The organism is Aeromonas enterica (assembly GCF_054052465.1).
In genome coordinates, this window is record NZ_JBSTYL010000015.1 from 72,739 (window position 1) to 87,293 (window position 14,555).

15 protein-coding genes are annotated in these 14,555 nt (G+C 60.5%); 8 read left to right on the forward strand and 7 right to left on the reverse strand.

Annotation, left to right across the window (positions count from 1 at the left end):
* Positions 1 to 1,092, forward strand: coding sequence for a lytic murein transglycosylase B (gene mltB / locus ACW5XD_RS15595; RefSeq protein WP_456495635.1), 1,092 nt, complete (start codon positions 1 to 3; stop codon positions 1,090 to 1,092).
* 79 nt (positions 1,093 to 1,171) lie between these two features.
* Here mltB and ACW5XD_RS15600 read toward each other — a convergent pair whose 3' ends face one another.
* Positions 1,172 to 1,837 carry a peroxiredoxin-like family protein gene (locus ACW5XD_RS15600; RefSeq protein ID WP_456495654.1) on the reverse strand — a complete coding sequence of 222 codons (666 nt, stop codon included), beginning with the start codon at positions 1,835 to 1,837 and terminating at the stop codon, positions 1,172 to 1,174.
* 85 nt (positions 1,838 to 1,922) lie between these two features.
* Here ACW5XD_RS15600 and ACW5XD_RS15605 point away from each other — a divergent pair, with 85 nt between their 5' ends.
* Entirely contained in the window at positions 1,923 to 2,540 is a 618-nt protein-coding gene (locus ACW5XD_RS15605; RefSeq protein ID WP_456495636.1) for a TetR/AcrR family transcriptional regulator, read from the forward strand.
* A gap of 24 nt (positions 2,541 to 2,564) precedes the next feature.
* Here the strand turns inward: ACW5XD_RS15605 and ACW5XD_RS15610 are convergent, their stop codons facing one another.
* Positions 2,565 to 3,047 carry a MarR family winged helix-turn-helix transcriptional regulator gene (locus ACW5XD_RS15610; protein WP_456495637.1) on the reverse strand — a complete coding sequence of 161 codons (483 nt, stop codon included), beginning with the start codon at positions 3,045 to 3,047 and terminating at the stop codon, positions 2,565 to 2,567.
* A gap of 95 nt (positions 3,048 to 3,142) precedes the next feature.
* Between ACW5XD_RS15610 and ACW5XD_RS15615 the strand changes: the two genes are divergently transcribed.
* Positions 3,143 to 4,024, forward strand: coding sequence for a DMT family transporter (locus ACW5XD_RS15615; RefSeq protein ID WP_456495638.1), 882 nt, complete (start codon positions 3,143 to 3,145; stop codon positions 4,022 to 4,024).
* Positions 4,025 to 4,123: 99 nt separating this feature from the next.
* Here the strand turns inward: ACW5XD_RS15615 and pgm are convergent, their stop codons facing one another.
* Both pgm and seqA read right to left on the reverse strand, forming a co-directional pair.
* A complete protein-coding gene (pgm, locus tag ACW5XD_RS15620) occupies positions 4,124 to 5,788 on the reverse strand; it encodes a phosphoglucomutase (alpha-D-glucose-1,6-bisphosphate-dependent) (protein WP_456495639.1) in 1,665 nt (554 codons plus the stop codon).
* A gap of 57 nt (positions 5,789 to 5,845) precedes the next feature.
* The gene (gene seqA, locus ACW5XD_RS15625; protein WP_456495640.1) at positions 5,846 to 6,355 is read right to left on the reverse strand and encodes a replication initiation negative regulator SeqA; all 510 of its coding nucleotides are present in this window, start codon (positions 6,353 to 6,355) and stop codon (positions 5,846 to 5,848) included.
* A 288-nt stretch (positions 6,356 to 6,643) separates the two neighbouring features.
* Here seqA and ACW5XD_RS15630 point away from each other — a divergent pair, with 288 nt between their 5' ends.
* The 4 genes from ACW5XD_RS15630 to fldA are packed head-to-tail and all read left to right on the forward strand — an operon-like array spanning position 6,644 to position 8,566.
* Positions 6,644 to 7,408 (forward strand): alpha/beta fold hydrolase, encoded by a 765-nt coding sequence (locus tag ACW5XD_RS15630; protein WP_456495655.1) that lies wholly within the window; start codon positions 6,644 to 6,646, stop codon positions 7,406 to 7,408.
* Positions 7,409 to 7,463: 55 nt separating this feature from the next.
* Positions 7,464 to 7,685 carry a DUF2788 domain-containing protein gene (locus ACW5XD_RS15635; RefSeq protein ID WP_042036907.1) on the forward strand — a complete coding sequence of 74 codons (222 nt, stop codon included), beginning with the start codon at positions 7,464 to 7,466 and terminating at the stop codon, positions 7,683 to 7,685.
* Positions 7,686 to 7,705: 20 nt separating this feature from the next.
* A complete protein-coding gene (gene ybfE / locus ACW5XD_RS15640; RefSeq protein WP_005309699.1) occupies positions 7,706 to 8,002 on the forward strand; it encodes a LexA regulated protein in 297 nt (98 codons plus the stop codon).
* 39 nt (positions 8,003 to 8,041) lie between these two features.
* The gene (fldA, locus tag ACW5XD_RS15645) at positions 8,042 to 8,566 is read left to right on the forward strand and encodes a flavodoxin FldA (protein WP_017412672.1); all 525 of its coding nucleotides are present in this window, start codon (positions 8,042 to 8,044) and stop codon (positions 8,564 to 8,566) included.
* A 71-nt stretch (positions 8,567 to 8,637) separates the two neighbouring features.
* Here fldA and ACW5XD_RS15650 read toward each other — a convergent pair whose 3' ends face one another.
* Complete coding sequence (locus ACW5XD_RS15650) at positions 8,638 to 9,111, reverse strand: DUF4442 domain-containing protein (protein WP_456495641.1); 474 nt, start codon at positions 9,109 to 9,111, stop codon at positions 8,638 to 8,640.
* 244 nt (positions 9,112 to 9,355) lie between these two features.
* Between ACW5XD_RS15650 and fur the strand changes: the two genes are divergently transcribed.
* Positions 9,356 to 9,784: a ferric iron uptake transcriptional regulator gene (gene fur, locus ACW5XD_RS15655; RefSeq protein ID WP_456495642.1), complete on the forward strand. Its 429-nt coding sequence runs from the start codon at positions 9,356 to 9,358 to the stop codon at positions 9,782 to 9,784.
* Between the two features lie 102 nt (positions 9,785 to 9,886).
* Here fur and glnS read toward each other — a convergent pair whose 3' ends face one another.
* A complete protein-coding gene (glnS, locus tag ACW5XD_RS15660) occupies positions 9,887 to 11,548 on the reverse strand; it encodes a glutamine--tRNA ligase (RefSeq protein WP_456495643.1) in 1,662 nt (553 codons plus the stop codon).
* Between the two features lie 342 nt (positions 11,549 to 11,890).
* Positions 11,891 to 14,554, reverse strand: coding sequence for a beta-N-acetylhexosaminidase (locus tag ACW5XD_RS15665; RefSeq protein WP_456495644.1), 2,664 nt, complete (start codon positions 14,552 to 14,554; stop codon positions 11,891 to 11,893).
* Between the last annotated feature and the right edge of the window lies 1 nt (position 14,555).

The following is a 14,555-nucleotide window of genomic DNA, read 5'->3' on the forward strand; positions in this document are numbered from 1 at the left end:
ATGCGTCGCCTTGTCTCCGTGCTCACACTTTCCCTGTTTCCCCTGCTCTACGGCTGCAGCAGCACGCCGGCTACCCAGCCCGTGGTCAAACCCCAGCCCAACAGCGCCTTCATCAACCAGACGCCGCCGAGCCGCCCCGTCTACGGGCAGGGGGTCAGCAAGGGGGATTTTGCCAATCGCAGCAACGTGGATCAGTTCGTGCAACGCATGGTGCAAAAGCACGGGTTTGACGGCGCAGAGCTGCACGGTGTGCTGGCACAGGCAGAGCGTTATGACTGGATCATCCGGCTGATGGATGCCCAGGCTCCCACGCCGAGCAAGCCGACAGGCCCGACCGGCGCCTGGAATCGCTACCGAGCCAAGTTCATCACCCCGGACAACGTGCAAAACGGCGTCAACTTCTGGCGCGAATACGAGAACGAACTCAACCGTGCCCAGCAGGTGTACGGCGTGCCGCCGGAGATCATCGTCGGCATTATCGGGGTGGAGACCCGCTGGGGTCGGGTGATGGGCAAGACCCGCATTCTGGATGCGCTGGCGACCCTGGCATTCGACTACCCGCGCCGGGCCGAGTTCTTCACCAGCGAATTGGAATCTTTCCTGGTGATGACCCGCGACGAGGGGATGGATCCCACCGAACCCAAGGGCTCCTACGCCGGCGCCATGGGCTACGGCCAGTTCATGCCCTCCAGCTTCCAGCGCTACGCGGTGGACTTCAATGGCAACGGCCACACCAACCTGTGGGATCCGGTGGATGCCATCGGCAGCGTGGCCAACTACTTCAAGGCCCACGGCTGGGAAAAGGGACAACCGGTGGCGGTGCGTGGTCAGGGCCAGCTGCCCGGCTATGAGCACGGCTTTCAGACCCGCTACCCGGTCGCCACCCTGCGCCGCGCCGGCCTGACTCCCACCAGCACCCTCGGCAATCACAGCGAGTCGAGCCTGCTGCGCCTCGATGTGGGCACCGGCTATCAATACTGGTACGGCCTGCCCAACTTCTACACCATCACCCGCTACAACCACAGTACCCACTACGCCATGGCGGTGTGGCAGCTGGGACTGGCGGTCAAGGATGCCCGCGGCGGTTACTGATCCGGCCGGATAAAAAAGGCGGCCCCGTCAGAGCCGCCTCGCCAACCATCCACGCTGCGCCTTCGGGCGCAGTGTGCGTTTACAGCGCGCCCGCCTCCGCCAGACGGTCCAGCTCGGCAAGCAGGGCGGTTGGCTCGACCCGACGGGTGTAATCGGCGTTGATGAAGTGGTAGTGCACGGTTCTGTCCTGGCCAATGATGTAGGTTGCCGGCACCGGCAGGGTGAAGCTTTCGTCCCCGTTGCTCGCCGGGATGTCGATGCCGAACCCGGCATAGATGGGCCTGAGCGCCTCCGGCAGCTCGAACACCAGTCCCAGCGCTGCCGAGACCCGGTTGCCCTCGTCGCTCAGCACGGTGATCGCCAGCCCGTTGGCGGTGAGGGTGTCCTGCGCCGAGCGGGGGGTTTCCGGCGTCATGCCGATGAGGTTCACGCCGCGCTCGCGCAGTGCCGGCAACACGGCGTTGAGCGCCTGCATCTCCATGTTGCAGTAGGGACACCAGCCACCGCGATAGACGTTGAGCAGCACCGGCCCCTCCACCAGATAGTGGGAGAGCGGGCGCACCACCCCGTGCTGATCCGGCAGGGCGAAGTCGGGCATCCGCTCGCCGCGCCCCAGGGCAACCTGCTCCAGCCCGCTTTCCTGCAGGCTGCGGGTCGCCTCCTCCATCAGGGCCAGCACGGGGGCCGGTACCTGGCGCTGCTTCTGCTCATCGTACGCTTTGATTTTTTGCTCGAGTGTGTGCATCATGACCATCCTTTTTGTAGTGGTCGCTACAATATCAAGCGGACCACGACCGACGGTCAAGCTGTTTTTTAGCGATCACTCCATAATGACGTTCCACAAGGCAGGCATCGAGATGGCAAGACCCGCATCATTTGACAGAGAACAGGTACTGGAAATCGCTCTCAACACCTTCTGGGATACCGGCTTCAGCAACACCGGCATTGCTGCGCTGGTCGAACGAATGGGACTCAAGCCCAGCAGTCTGTACGGCGCCTTCAGCTCCAAGGAGGGGTTGTTCATGGAGGTGCTGCAGCGCTATTCGGCGCAGAGCCTGGCGCAGATCGAGCAGATCCTGAGCTCGGCAGCTTCTCCCCTGGCTGGCGTGCAGGCCCTGCTCGATGCAGTGGCCCGGGATGCCATCGCCAGCGAGGCGCACCGTGGCTGCCTGCTGGTCAACACCTTGCTGGAAATCGGCCGCCACCACCCGCTCATTCAGGAGACCGCAAGCAGCCACCTCGCCGAGGTCGAGCGGCGGGTCAGCGCAGCCCTGCGCCAGGCGCAGGCGACAGGGGAGCTGGCAGCCGGGCGCGACGTCGATACCACCGCCGCCTTGCTGATGACCATGGTGTGGGGATTGCGCGTGCTGGGCCGCACCCATCCGCCCGCCGCCAAGGTGAACGCGGTGCTGGCCCAGATGCAGGCCATCCTGTCTGCGGACGCATGACGACCGCTCACCAGGCTCCGGAGTTCACTCGTTTTCCAGCAGCCAGCGCTTGAGCAGGGCCGCCAGCTGAGCCTGTTCGGCCAGGGTCAATGGCGCCAGCAGGCGCCGCTCGTTGGCCACGTGCAGCTCGACCGCCCGGTCGATCAAGGTCTTGCCCGACTCGGTCAGGCAGACCAGCAGGCTGCGTCTGTCGCTTGGCGCTGCCTGCCGCTCTATCAGCCCCCGCTCGGCCAGCTTGTCGAGCCGGGCCGTCATGGCCCCCGAGCTCAGCATGGCGGATTGATAGAGCACGGTCGGCGTCAGCGGCTCACCGGCCCGGCGCAGAGTCGCCAGAATATCGAAGTCGCTGCCGAGCAGGCCGCACTCCTTGAGCTCTTCGCTCACTTCGCGTCCGGCGATCGCCGCCATCCGCGCCACCCGACCCAGCACCCCCATGGGCGAGCAGTCGAGATCCGGTCTCTGCCGGGCCCACTGGGCCAGCAGCAGGTCTACATGATCACTGTCCATCTCAGGTCACTTATCTTTTCATCGAGATACTTGATAGTAAACCAATTCGGGGCCATATTATCTTTACTTAAAGATACTTCACAAAGAGATAAGTCATGCCTCTGCTGATCGCCCTGCTGGCTCCCCTGCTGTGGGGAAGCACCTATGCCGTCGTCAGCCTCTATCTGACCGACTACTCCCCCTACTGGGTGGCGGTGTGGCGCGCCTTGCCCGCCGGACTGCTACTGCTGTTGCTGCGCCCGCGCCTGCCACCCCTGCCCTGGGGCAAGCAGTTCTTGCTGGCGTTTTGCAACATAGCCGCCTTCTTCGCCCTGCTGTTCGTGGCAGCCTCCCGGCGGCCGGGGGCCGTGGCGGGCACGCTCGGTGCCACACTGCCGCTGGTGCTCATGCTGCTGGCCTGGCTGCAGGATGGCACGCGACCCAGCCTGAAGTGGCTGCTGCTGGGGTTGATGGGGCTGGCCGGGGTCTTGCTGCTGCTCAACCCCTCCGCCAATCTGGACCCCATAGGCGTGACCTGCGCCCTGCTGGCCACCCTGCTCATCGGCCAATCCAGTCGCTGGATGCAGCGCTGGCCGGTGAGCGATCTGCTGGCGCTGACCGCCTGGCAACTGCTGCTCGGCGGCTTGATGCTGATCCCGCTCGCCTGGTGGCTGGCCGGCCCCATGCCGCTGCCACATTCGGCGAGTGCGCCAGGACTGATCTGGCTTATCCTGCTCAACACGGCGCTGGCCTACTGGGCCTGGTTGTGGGGACTCAAGCGCCACGGCCCCGAGGTAATGGGCATGCTGGCCCTCACCAATCCCATGGTGGCTGTCTCCTGCGGGGTGCTGATGGTGGGCGAGACCCTGGATGGCCGCCAGTGGCTCGGCATCGGGGTGATCCTGCTCTCCCTGTTCCTGATGAAGCTGCCGGCGCGGCCCTTCTTCAAGCGCTGGCAGGCCCGCAGGGCAAGCACGAGCCAGTGCGGCAAGCAGTGAGCACGGCTCATCCGGCTCAAGGGCAATAAATAAGACGCAATAAAAAAGAGGAGCCATCATGGCTCCTCTTCTCACATTTCACTGGTGCTTGAGTCGAACTCAGACCCCGGCCTTGGCCAACGCAGCAGAGACGATCTGCTGGGCTTCCTGCTGGATGAGGTCCAGGTGTGCCTCGCCCTTGAAGCTCTCCATGTAGATCTTGTAGATGGACTCGGTGCCGGAGGGGCGCGCCGCGAACCAGCCGTTCTCGGTCACCACCTTGAGGCCGCCGATGGCGGCATCATTGCCGGGCGCCTTGGTCAGCTTGGCGATGATGGGCTCACCGGCCAAGGTAGAGGCTTCCACCAGCGCCGGATCCAGCTTGGAGAGCACCGCCTTCTGGGCGCTGTTGGCCGGGGCGTCGATGCGGCGGTAGCTGGAGCAACCGAACTTGGCTTCCAGCGCGTCGTAGTGGGCCTGCGGATCCTTGCCGGTCACGGCCAGAATTTCGGCGGCCAGCAGCGCCAGAATGAAACCATCCTTGTCGGTGGTCCAGACGGTGCCGTCCTTGCGCAGGAAGGAGGCGCCCGCGCTCTCCTCGCCGCCAAAGCCGAATTCACCGCTGTAGAGACCATCCACGAACCACTTGAAGCCGACCGGCACCTCTTTGAGGGTGCGGCCGATCTCGCCGGCGACCCGGTCGATCATGGAGGAAGAGACCAGCGTCTTGCCGACCGCAGACTCTTTGGACCAGCCGGTACGATGGGTAAACAGATACTGGATCGCCACCGCCAGATAGTGGTTCGGGTTCATCAGGCCGGACTTGGTGACGATGCCGTGACGGTCGTAGTCAGGGTCGTTGCCAAGGGCGATGTCGAACTTGTCCTTGAGCGCAATCAGGCTGGCCATGGCGAACGGGCTGGAGCAGTCCATCCGGATCTTGCCGTCCTTGTCCAGAGTCATGAAGGAGAAGGTGGGATCTACCTTGTAGTTGACCACCTCTATGTTCAGGCCGTAGGTCTTGGCGATCACGTCCCAGTAGGCGACACCTGAGCCACCCAGCGGATCGACACCTATCTTGATGCCCGCTTTCTTGATGGCGTCCAGATCCAGCACGTTTTTCAGGTCATCCACATAGGGGGTGACGTAGTCGTGCTCAACCACGAAAGGGCTCTTGAGGGCCTCGGCAAACGGCATCCGTTTCACCCCGGCCAGGCCGGCTTCCAGAATGGCGTTGGCGCGGTCTTCCACCCACTTGGTGATCTCCCCTTCGGCGGGGCCACCGTGAGGCGGGTTGTATTTGAAGCCGCCGTCTTCCGGCGGATTGTGGGACGGGGTAATCACCACGCCGTCCGCCAGTACCGCAGGCTTGCCAGCCCCTTCTTTGCCCGCGTTGTAGCGCAGGATGGCGTGAGAGATGACCGGGGTCGGCGTGAAGCCGAGGCCGGCCTGAATGCGGGTCTCGACGCCGTTGGCCGCCAGCACTTCCACCGCGCTGGCAAAGGCGGATTCTGACAGGGCGTGGGTATCCATGCCGACAAACAGCGGGCCCTGGATGCCGGCCTGCTGGCGATACTCCACCAGCGCCTGGGTCACCGCCAGGATGTGGGATTCGGTAAAGGCGTTGTGCAGGGCGCTGCCACGGTGGCCGGAGGTGCCGAAGGCCACCCGCTGCTCGGGGCGGCTCATGTCCGGCTTGTTGAGGTAGTAGGCGCTGACCAGACGGGGGATGTTGGTCAAGTCGCTCAAACGGGCCGGCTGACCGGCGTGGGAATGCTGTGCCATGGCGTTGTCCTTGCTTGATGGCGGCCTTGCCGGGCAAGGCCTGAGTCTGATGAAGCGTTAAATTGCGCTGCACACCTGCGCGATCACCTCTTCGCCATAGCCCATGCTGGCCATCAGCTGGGCGACCATGTTCTGCTTGCGACTGGTATTGGTATTGGTGATCACCCAGAACGGGGTCTCCGGCACCGGCTTGGGCTTGGTGGTGCTGCCGCTGGCACGCAGAGCCTCGGGATCCTGCGAGAAATAGACGCGCTTGCGCCCCTTGATTTCGGTAGCCTGGGTAAACCCGACCGGGTCATCCCGGTAGAGGGTACTGAGCACCAGCATGAAGCGGTTGATGGATTTCTCTTCTTTTTGCAGCTCGCCGGAATCGAGCAGAGCCTGCAGCCCCATGGCATCGGCGACGGCGCGCGGCTGGGCAATGGCGACCGGCTCGGCCAGCGGCACTGCGATGTGCGTGGGGTGTTCCAGCAGACGGCGCAGGATATCGGAGGCACTCTCACCAATGTGCCGGGTCTGGCTGGCGATATAGAAGTAGAGATCGTCATCAAGCTCGATGGTTTTCATAGGGATGCGCTGGACTCGTCGAAATTCGGATGCGGCGATTATACATAGGCAAACCCGGCAGCCCAAGCCAAGGGCTGGCAGATGTGCATGAATCTCATCGAGAATACGGCATAATGGCGGGCCAAGTGTGTGATCCTCCGCACTGATAGCGCATACGGGACCATTTTTTTGAAAAAAAACCACAAAAAAATGCCTCCCAGGAAATGAAATCCTTTTCTTTCAGTGTGTTAAAAAACAGGCGAAAAAGCCCACGACCGGCAAGGTGTCATTTTGCAACAAAACTCATTATTGAACTTCAAGGAGCAGGGCCAGGGCCCGGCCGTCGTGCTGATCCACGGTCTGTTTGGCAGCCTGGACAACCTGGGGCTGCTGGCCCGTGCTCTGGGCGAACAATACCGCGTCATCAGCGTGGATCTGCGCAACCATGGCACCTCCTTCCACAGCGACGAGATGAGCTATCCCCAGCAGGCCGCCGACGTGCTCGCCCTGCTCGATGCCCTGGCGCTGGATCAGGTGTCCCTGGTCGGCCACTCCATGGGCGGCAAGGTCGCCATGCAGCTGGCCAAGCAGGCCCCCGCCCGGATCGGCAAGCTGGTGGTGGCCGACATAGCGCCGGTCGCCTATTCCCATGCCCGCCATCAGAATGTGTTTGCCGGTCTCAACGCCACCCTGCGCCAGCCGGTGCAGAGCCGCAGCGAGGCGGAAGCCCTGCTGGCCCGATATGTCGAGATCCCCGGCGTGCGCCAGTTCCTGCTCAAGTCTTTCGCCAAGGGGGAGTCGGGTTGGGGCTGGCGCTTCAACGTGCCGGCGCTGGAGCGCAACTACGCCAACATCATGGGCTGGCCCGACGACCAGAGCCGCTTCGAGGGGCCAGCGCTCTTCATCAAGGGAGGGGATTCTGACTACATGCAGCCCCAGCACACCGAGACTGTGATGGCGCAATTCCCGGCGGCAAAGGCGCGCGTCATCACCGGAACCGGCCACTGGCTGCACGCCGAAAAGCCGGTTTTGTTCAATAAATTGGTTGTGGATTTCCTGTCGACAGGCGGTTAACAGTTTCAAATCCTTTGTGATATAGTGCGCCCGTCATAAGGAGTGTGCGCAATCCATGCTGAGTGAACATATCGATCTTATCGAGAGTCTGGGCCTGAAGTTGTTCTTTCTGGCCATTTTCATATTGATTGGCCTGGCCATTCACGACGTGCTCAAACGCGGTAATGTGCCCCGTTTCGGCCGACTCATCGTCTGGTTGGTTCTCTTTCTCGGTTGCGCGGGTTTTGTCGCCAAGGGGCTGATCGAATTGGGCTGGGAAGGCTCAGGGATCGGCTAACTTATTTTCATCTGTGATGTATGGCCAAACAGCAAACTGATCGAACAACACTGGATCTGTTCGCAAATGAGAAGCGCCCCGGCAGGCCAAAGACCAATCCACTCCCCCGTGAGACCCAACTCAAGATCAACAAGCGCAACCAGCTTAAGCGCGATCGAGAGAATGGCCTGAAACGGGTTGAGTTAAAGGTGGAGGCCGAGTTGCTGGAGCGCCTGAACCAACTTGCGTTACAACAGAACGTCAGCCGAGCCGAGCTGATCCAATCTATCCTGAAGCAACAGATTGAGTCTGCTTTCGCAGCAGGCATCGCAATCTGACCGTTAAGCATTAACACCAGATACGGGTAACTAAACACTATGGCTAGTGTAGGTCTGTTTTTCGGCAGCGATACCGGTAATACCGAAGCTGTCGCCAAGATGATCCAGAAAGAACTGGGCAAACAACTGATTGAAGTCCGTGACATTGCCAAGAGCAGCAAGGCCGACATCGACAGCTTCGATCTGCTGATGTTCGGTATCCCGACTTGGTACTACGGCGAAGCCCAAGCCGATTGGGATGATTTCTTCCCCGAGCTGGAAGAGATCGACTTCACCAACAAGCTGGTCGCCATCTTCGGATGCGGCGATCAGGAAGACTATGCCGAGTACTTCCTCGACGCCATGGGCACACTGCGTGACATCGTCGAAGCCAAAGGCGCCATCATCATCGGCAACTGGCCAACCGCCGGTTACGAGTTTGAAGCCTCCAAGGCTGTGGTGGATGACAAGCACTTCGTCGGTCTGGGTATCGACGAAGATCGCCAGCCAGAGCTGACCGCCGAGCGCGTCAAGGGCTGGTGCAAGCAGCTGCATGAAGAGATGTGCCTGGCCGAGCTGGAGTGATCCGGCAAGCCAGCCACCTCTGACAACAAGGGCCCCGCCGGGGCCCTTGTTGTTTCTGCGACATGCCCTTTCTAACCGCCCCTGTGCTCGGGTTTGGCGCGCACATAGAGGGTGCGCCTGACCTGTGCCACCAGCTCACCGCCTTTGTCCTGCACCGTCACCTCGAACTCGGGGAAGTGCTTGTTGCCCCCCTCGGTCGCCGCCGCTATCTCGGCCAGCTTGCCGTCAGTCAGGTTGAATTCGGCTACCAGCTTGCCCTTGCCCGGCTTGATGTAGTTGATGCTGCCCGCCTTGTCCCAGACGTAATAGCGGTTCTTGAAATAGCCCATCAGCATCAGCGGATAGATGGGATCCGTCATCGCAAACATGCTGCCGCCAAACTGGGTACGGTTGGCGTTCTTGTTCCACCAGCGGGACTTGAGCGTCACCCGGCAGTAGCGAAAATCATCGCTCAGCGCCTCTATCTTGATACCTGCGCCCCAGAAGGGGGGCCAGGCGTTAAGGGCGCGGCGCACCCAGGCCGCGTTGTCAAAAAGCCAATCCATGGATCTCATCCGACCAGACAATGAAGAAGGTTACATCTTATCAACATTCGACGGGCGAGCAAGCCGGTGCCGCGATTTCACCAATTCGGCCAGATAGCGGACTTTGCGCTAAAGCCCTTGAATTACTGGGTTTATTTTTAGGTGAGCTACGACCTATAATGACAGGCCAAGCGAGTTCGTGGTTGCCATTCCAGCGGCAGTCAATCAGAATAACCACACCTTCGAGAATGCGAATAAGTAGAATATGGCAGACAACAACCAAGCGTTAAAAAAGGCCGGGCTCAAGATCACCTTGCCCCGCGTCAAAATCCTGGAAATCCTGCAACAGCCGGATTGCCAGCACACCAGTGCGGAAGATCTGTACAAACGACTGATCGACCAGGGTGAAGAGATTGGTCTCGCTACCGTATATCGCGTTCTCAACCAGTTTGATGATGCCGGTATTGTTACCCGTCACCACTTCGAAGGGGGCAAGTCGGTGTTCGAGCTGGCCACCCAGGAACACCACGACCACCTGGTCTGCCTCGATTGTGGCAAGGTGATCGAGTTCTCCGACGAGGTGATCGAGCAGCGCCAGCGCGACATCGCCAAGCTGCACAACATTCGCCTGACCAATCACAGCCTCTATCTGTATGGTCACTGCGCCAACGGCGACTGCAAGCACGAGAGTTGATAACGGCTTGCACCGGTCAATAAAAAAGCCAGCATAGCACTGGCTTTTTTTGTGTCCGCAATCCGGACAAGAAGGGACAGGGTCTCCCCTGCCCTCTGCTTGTCAGGCCTCGGCCTTGCCCCAGACGTCGCGCAGGGCCACGGTGCGGTTGAACACCAGATGCTCGGCGCTGGAGAGTTTGTTGTCGGCGCAGAAGTAGCCTTCGCGCTCGAACTGGTAGGCAAACTCCGGCTTGGCATCTTTCAAGGAGGCTTCCACGCGGGCGCCTTCGATGATCACCAGGGAGTCCGGGTTGAGCGCCGCCTCGAAGTCAGCCTCGGCACCCGGGTTCGGCATCTTGAACAGACGATCGTAGAGACGGATCTCGGCCGGCAGGGAGTGAGTGGCGGAGACCCAGTGGATCACGCCCTTCACCTTGCGGCCATCGGCGGGATCCTTGCCCAGAGTCTCGGGATCGTAGGAGCAGTAGATGCAAGTGACCTTGCCATCCGCATCCTTCTCGACCCGCTCGGCCTTGATCACATAGGCGTTGCGCAGGCGCACTTCCTTGCCCAGCACCAGCCGCTTGAACTGCTTGTTCGCTTCCTCTTTGAAGTCCGCTTCGTCGATGAAGATCTCGCGGGTAAAGGGAAGCGTACGGGTGCCCATCTCGGCATTGTTCGGGTGCGCCGGTGCGGTCAGCACCTCGTCGGCCGCCAGGTTCTCGATGACTACCTTCACCGGATGCAGCACGGCCATGGCGCGCGGTGCATTCTCGTTGAGATCGTCACGGATGCAGGCTTCCAGCATGCTCATCTCGACGATGTTGTCCTGCTTGGTCACACCGATGCGCTTGCAGAACTCGCGGATGGAGGCAGAGGTGTAGCCACGACGACGCAGACCGGAAACGGTCAGCATGCGCGGATCGTCCCAGCCATCCACATGCTTCTCGGTCACCAGCAGGTTCAGCTTGCGCTTGGACATGACGGTGTATTCGAGGTTCAGACGAGAGAACTCGTACTGACGCGGGTGGCAGTCGATGGTGATATTGTCCAGCACCCAGTCATACAGGCGACGGTTGTCCTGAAACTCCAGAGTACAGATGGAATGGGTGATCCCTTCCAGCGCGTCAGAGATGCAGTGGGTGAAGTCGTACATCGGATAGATGCACCACTTGTCACCGGTCTGGTGGTGGTGGGCAAACTTGATGCGATAGATAACCGGATCACGCATCACCATGAAGGGGGACGCCATGTCGATCTTGGCGCGCAAGCAGGCACTGCCTTCGGCAAACTCGCCGTTCTTCATCTTGGCAAACAGCGCCAGGTTCTCGGCCACAGGACGATCGCGGAACGGGCTGTTCTTGCCAGCTTCGGTCAGGGTGCCGCGGTATTCGCGCATCTGCTCGGCGGAAAGCTCGTCCACATAGGCCAGACCCTTTTCGATAAGCTCAATGGCGTAGCCATGCAGCTTGTCGAAATAGTCGGAGGAGTAGCAGATCTCGCCGCTCCACTGGAAACCGAGCCACTGTACGTCCTGCTTGATGGACTCCACGTACTCGATGTCTTCTTTCACCGGGTTGGTGTCATCGAAACGCAGGTTGCACTGACCCTGATAGTCACGGGCGATGCCGAAGTTCAGGCAGATGGACTTGGCATGGCCGATATGGAGATAACCGTTCGGCTCGGGCGGAAAACGGGTATGCACGCTCTTGTGCTTACCGCTGGCCAGATCTTCATCAATGATCTGACGAATAAAGTTAGTTGGGCTGTTCGCCTGACTCATGGCTCACCTCAAAAATGCGTCACTGGCGGAAGTTGTGCCGGCTGGCACCCTCATACCCCCGCCGTCAAGCCGGTTATGATCCCTCATTACGCGTTCTGTCTCAACCTGAATTTACCCAATTCGGGGCGCTGGCCGGTCAACACGACGCACTCCCCCAGCTAAATGTCATGGCGGATAAAAAAGACCCCGCACTGGGCGGGGTTCAAGGTGATGAAAAAAACAGACAATACACACACACAACAAAGGCTCACACGCACAGTCAACCTTTCCCAAATCCGGTGCACCATCGACCTTGGGAAAGGCGGGTCTTGCGACCCGCCTTGCATTACGGATTGAGGGCTATCAGTTCAGTTCGGTGACGCGGCTGGTGCGCTTGCCATCGAAGCTGGTAGTACGCAGGTAGACCTTGCCATCGACGGTCGGCTTGGCCGCAACGTCGTAGGCACTCCAGGTCTTGCCATCCAGGCTGTACTGGATGGGCAAGCCCGGCAGATCCACGTTCGCTTCCAGTTTGCCGTTGATGACCTTGGCGCCCGGCACGGAGAGACGATACTCGACGCCCTGGACATCCAGTTTCGGCAGAATGCGCTGACCCAGTACGTTGGCAAACTGGTTCCACTCTTTGTTCAGGGTGGCCTTGTTGACGAACTTGGTCTCGCCGGAGAACTCGCGGTTCTTCACGTAGTTCAGCTCGAAGCCACCTTTGTGCCAGGCGCGCTCGGCCATGGAGAAGATGCGCGGGTAGACCATGTACTCATACTGAGCATCGGTACGCACGGTTTCACTCCACTGCTGACCGGAGATCCCCTTGAACTTGACCGGATCCTGGTCGCCTTTGGCCACGAAGGCGTTGCCGTCGCGGTCAACCGAGGTCTCGGCGTTCTGCGGCAGGTTTTCCGGGGCGAAGGCGAACACCTTGCGGGTGTCATTGAAACGGGTTGCCCAGTAGTAGCCGCGCTCGGCCGGGTGTACCTCGTTCGGGAAGTCGAAGTAGAGGTAGTCCGGGTTGGAGAGCACGACGTCATAGCCCTTGTGCGCCCACTTCATCGCTTCGTTGAAGCCACCCCAGTAGAGGGTCTCCCAGAAGTTGACCCGGGTCTTGTCGGTGGCGAACACGCTGGCATCCTTGGCGTATTTCAGGCCATCTTCCCACGCCTGCAGGGTGGGGAAGCCGTGGCCCTTGACCATCTCGCTCACTTCCTTGGCGAAGTAGACCGGCAGCTCGGCCACGTCCTTGATCTTGCCATCGTCGATCATCTTCTGGCACATCGGGGACTTGCCAAACGGCTTGTCTTGCTTGCTGGAGTCAACGTTGCCTTTCCAAGCAACCAGATCGGCTTTCTTGGTGACGGCCGGATCCTGATAGCCACCACCCTGCATGATGTTCTTCGCCTCGTCACCACCGTAGTGCCATGCGGTCAGCGGCTGACCGGCGGCCTGGTGCATCTGGGCAACTTCATCCATTACCTTGGCCACGAAGGTGGCAGCACCCGGCTGGCAAGGATTGATGAAGGACATCTTGTCGTAGAACTGGACCGAGGTGACGTTGGAGGTATCAGCCGGGTCAGTCAGACGGAACTGGTTGGCTTCCGCTTCTTTGCCCTCACTCATCAGACGCTTGTAGCGTGCTTCCATGGAGACCACGGCGGCACGGGCATGGGCCGGCATGTTGATCTCGGGGATAACAGTGACGCCGCGTGCCTTGGCATAACGCACCAGGTCGATGTAGTCAGATTTGCTGTAGAAGCCGGAACCCTGGTTGTCGCTGGTCGGGCCGGAACCCAGCTGCGGCATCAGGCACTTGGTCTCAGACTCGTCGTGGCAACGCTGGCTACCGACCTCGGTCAGCTCCGGCAGGCCCGGGATCTCCAGACGCCAGCCTTCATCGTTGGTCAGCCCCAGGTGCAGCACGTTGAGCTTCATGGCGGACATCTGGTCAACCAACTTGTGAAGGGTCTCCGGGCTTCTGAAGTGACGGGCCACATCGGTCTGCATGCCACGGTATTCAAAGCGCGGTGCATCCTCGACGTGCATCTGGCTCACCAGCTTGTCGTTGACCCCCAAGAGGGAGAGCAGGGACTGGGCACCCCAGAAGGCGCCATCAATATCGTGACCCTGAACCACAGTGCCTTTCGGGCCTATGGTCATGTCATAGCCTTCGGTCTGCTTGAGCTTGCTGCCGAGCTTGATGGTAACCGGGTAGCCGGTGTCGGAGAGGGTAACACCCAGCTTGGTCAGTTGAGCCTTGATGGCATCGGCGCGATCGCTCGGCAGGTCCAGGGCATTGAGCTTGATGGTGGAGAAGTCGACCTGCGGGCCGGCCTTCACAACTTGCTTCATCGGGGTCGGCAGTATCTGGTTGTCGACCTTGCTGGCCGGCAACAGGGTACTGGTCTGGTTGGCGGCGAAACGGGTTTCGCTGTTCATCAGGATGTTCTTGTCATCCTTGGTACGCTTCCAGCCGTCGGCCGGCATCGGCTTCTCGTAGGTACTGGCATCGTTGATGTTGCTCATGCTGACCAGTACTTTCGGCTCGGCACCTTCGCTGGCGACATACCAGTTCGGCATGATGTCAGATTCGAACAGTACCCAGTATTCCACCACCAACGGGACTTCGACTGTCGCGTCCTTGGCAAAGCCCTGGAACTTCTCGGTTGGCGTCAAACGATAGAGATCGCCAGTCAGGTGGGTGATGGTGAACTGGTCGTTATCCACACGCTGGATACGACGGATGGAGGAGACGTAGATGCTCCAGTCTTGGGAGGTCACGTCAGCACCGGTGTTGGTCAGGTGCAGCTTGGCAACGCCGCAGCTCGCCCACTCGGAACCGAGCGCCTGGCAATCGAGGCCGGCACCGGCACCGTCGTTGGTGACGACTTCATACTTTACGACCAGGTTGTTGGCGAGGGAGTCGACCACGGCTTGCTTGGCGGCATCGGCTGCCTGCACTTGGCTGACGAAAACGGTAGACATGGCAATGGCTAACAGAGAATGTTTCAAGTTCATA

Bases quoted from the DNA above. Each gene is read 5' to 3' on its own strand.
- mltB (WP_456495635.1), top strand. From the start codon at position 1: ATGCGTCGCCTTGTCTCCGTGCTCACACTTTCCCTGTTTCCCCTGCTC.
- ACW5XD_RS15600 (WP_456495654.1), bottom strand. From the start codon at position 1,837: ATGCACACACTCGAGCAAAAAATCAAAGCGTACGATGAGCAGAAGCAG.
- ACW5XD_RS15605 (WP_456495636.1), top strand. From the start codon at position 1,923: ATGACGTTCCACAAGGCAGGCATCGAGATGGCAAGACCCGCATCATTT.
- ACW5XD_RS15610 (WP_456495637.1), bottom strand. From the start codon at position 3,047: ATGGACAGTGATCATGTAGACCTGCTGCTGGCCCAGTGGGCCCGGCAG.
- ACW5XD_RS15615 (WP_456495638.1), top strand. From the start codon at position 3,143: ATGCCTCTGCTGATCGCCCTGCTGGCTCCCCTGCTGTGGGGAAGCACC.
- pgm (WP_456495639.1), bottom strand. From the start codon at position 5,788: ATGGCACAGCATTCCCACGCCGGTCAGCCGGCCCGTTTGAGCGACTTG.
- seqA (WP_456495640.1), bottom strand. From the start codon at position 6,355: ATGAAAACCATCGAGCTTGATGACGATCTCTACTTCTATATCGCCAGC.
- ACW5XD_RS15635 (WP_042036907.1), top strand. From the start codon at position 7,464: ATGCTGAGTGAACATATCGATCTTATCGAGAGTCTGGGCCTGAAGTTG.
- ybfE (WP_005309699.1), top strand. From the start codon at position 7,706: ATGGCCAAACAGCAAACTGATCGAACAACACTGGATCTGTTCGCAAAT.
- fldA (WP_017412672.1), top strand. From the start codon at position 8,042: ATGGCTAGTGTAGGTCTGTTTTTCGGCAGCGATACCGGTAATACCGAA.
- ACW5XD_RS15650 (WP_456495641.1), bottom strand. From the start codon at position 9,111: ATGGATTGGCTTTTTGACAACGCGGCCTGGGTGCGCCGCGCCCTTAAC.
- fur (WP_456495642.1), top strand. From the start codon at position 9,356: ATGGCAGACAACAACCAAGCGTTAAAAAAGGCCGGGCTCAAGATCACC.
- glnS (WP_456495643.1), bottom strand. From the start codon at position 11,548: ATGAGTCAGGCGAACAGCCCAACTAACTTTATTCGTCAGATCATTGAT.
- ACW5XD_RS15665 (WP_456495644.1), bottom strand. From the start codon at position 14,554: ATGAACTTGAAACATTCTCTGTTAGCCATTGCCATGTCTACCGTTTTC.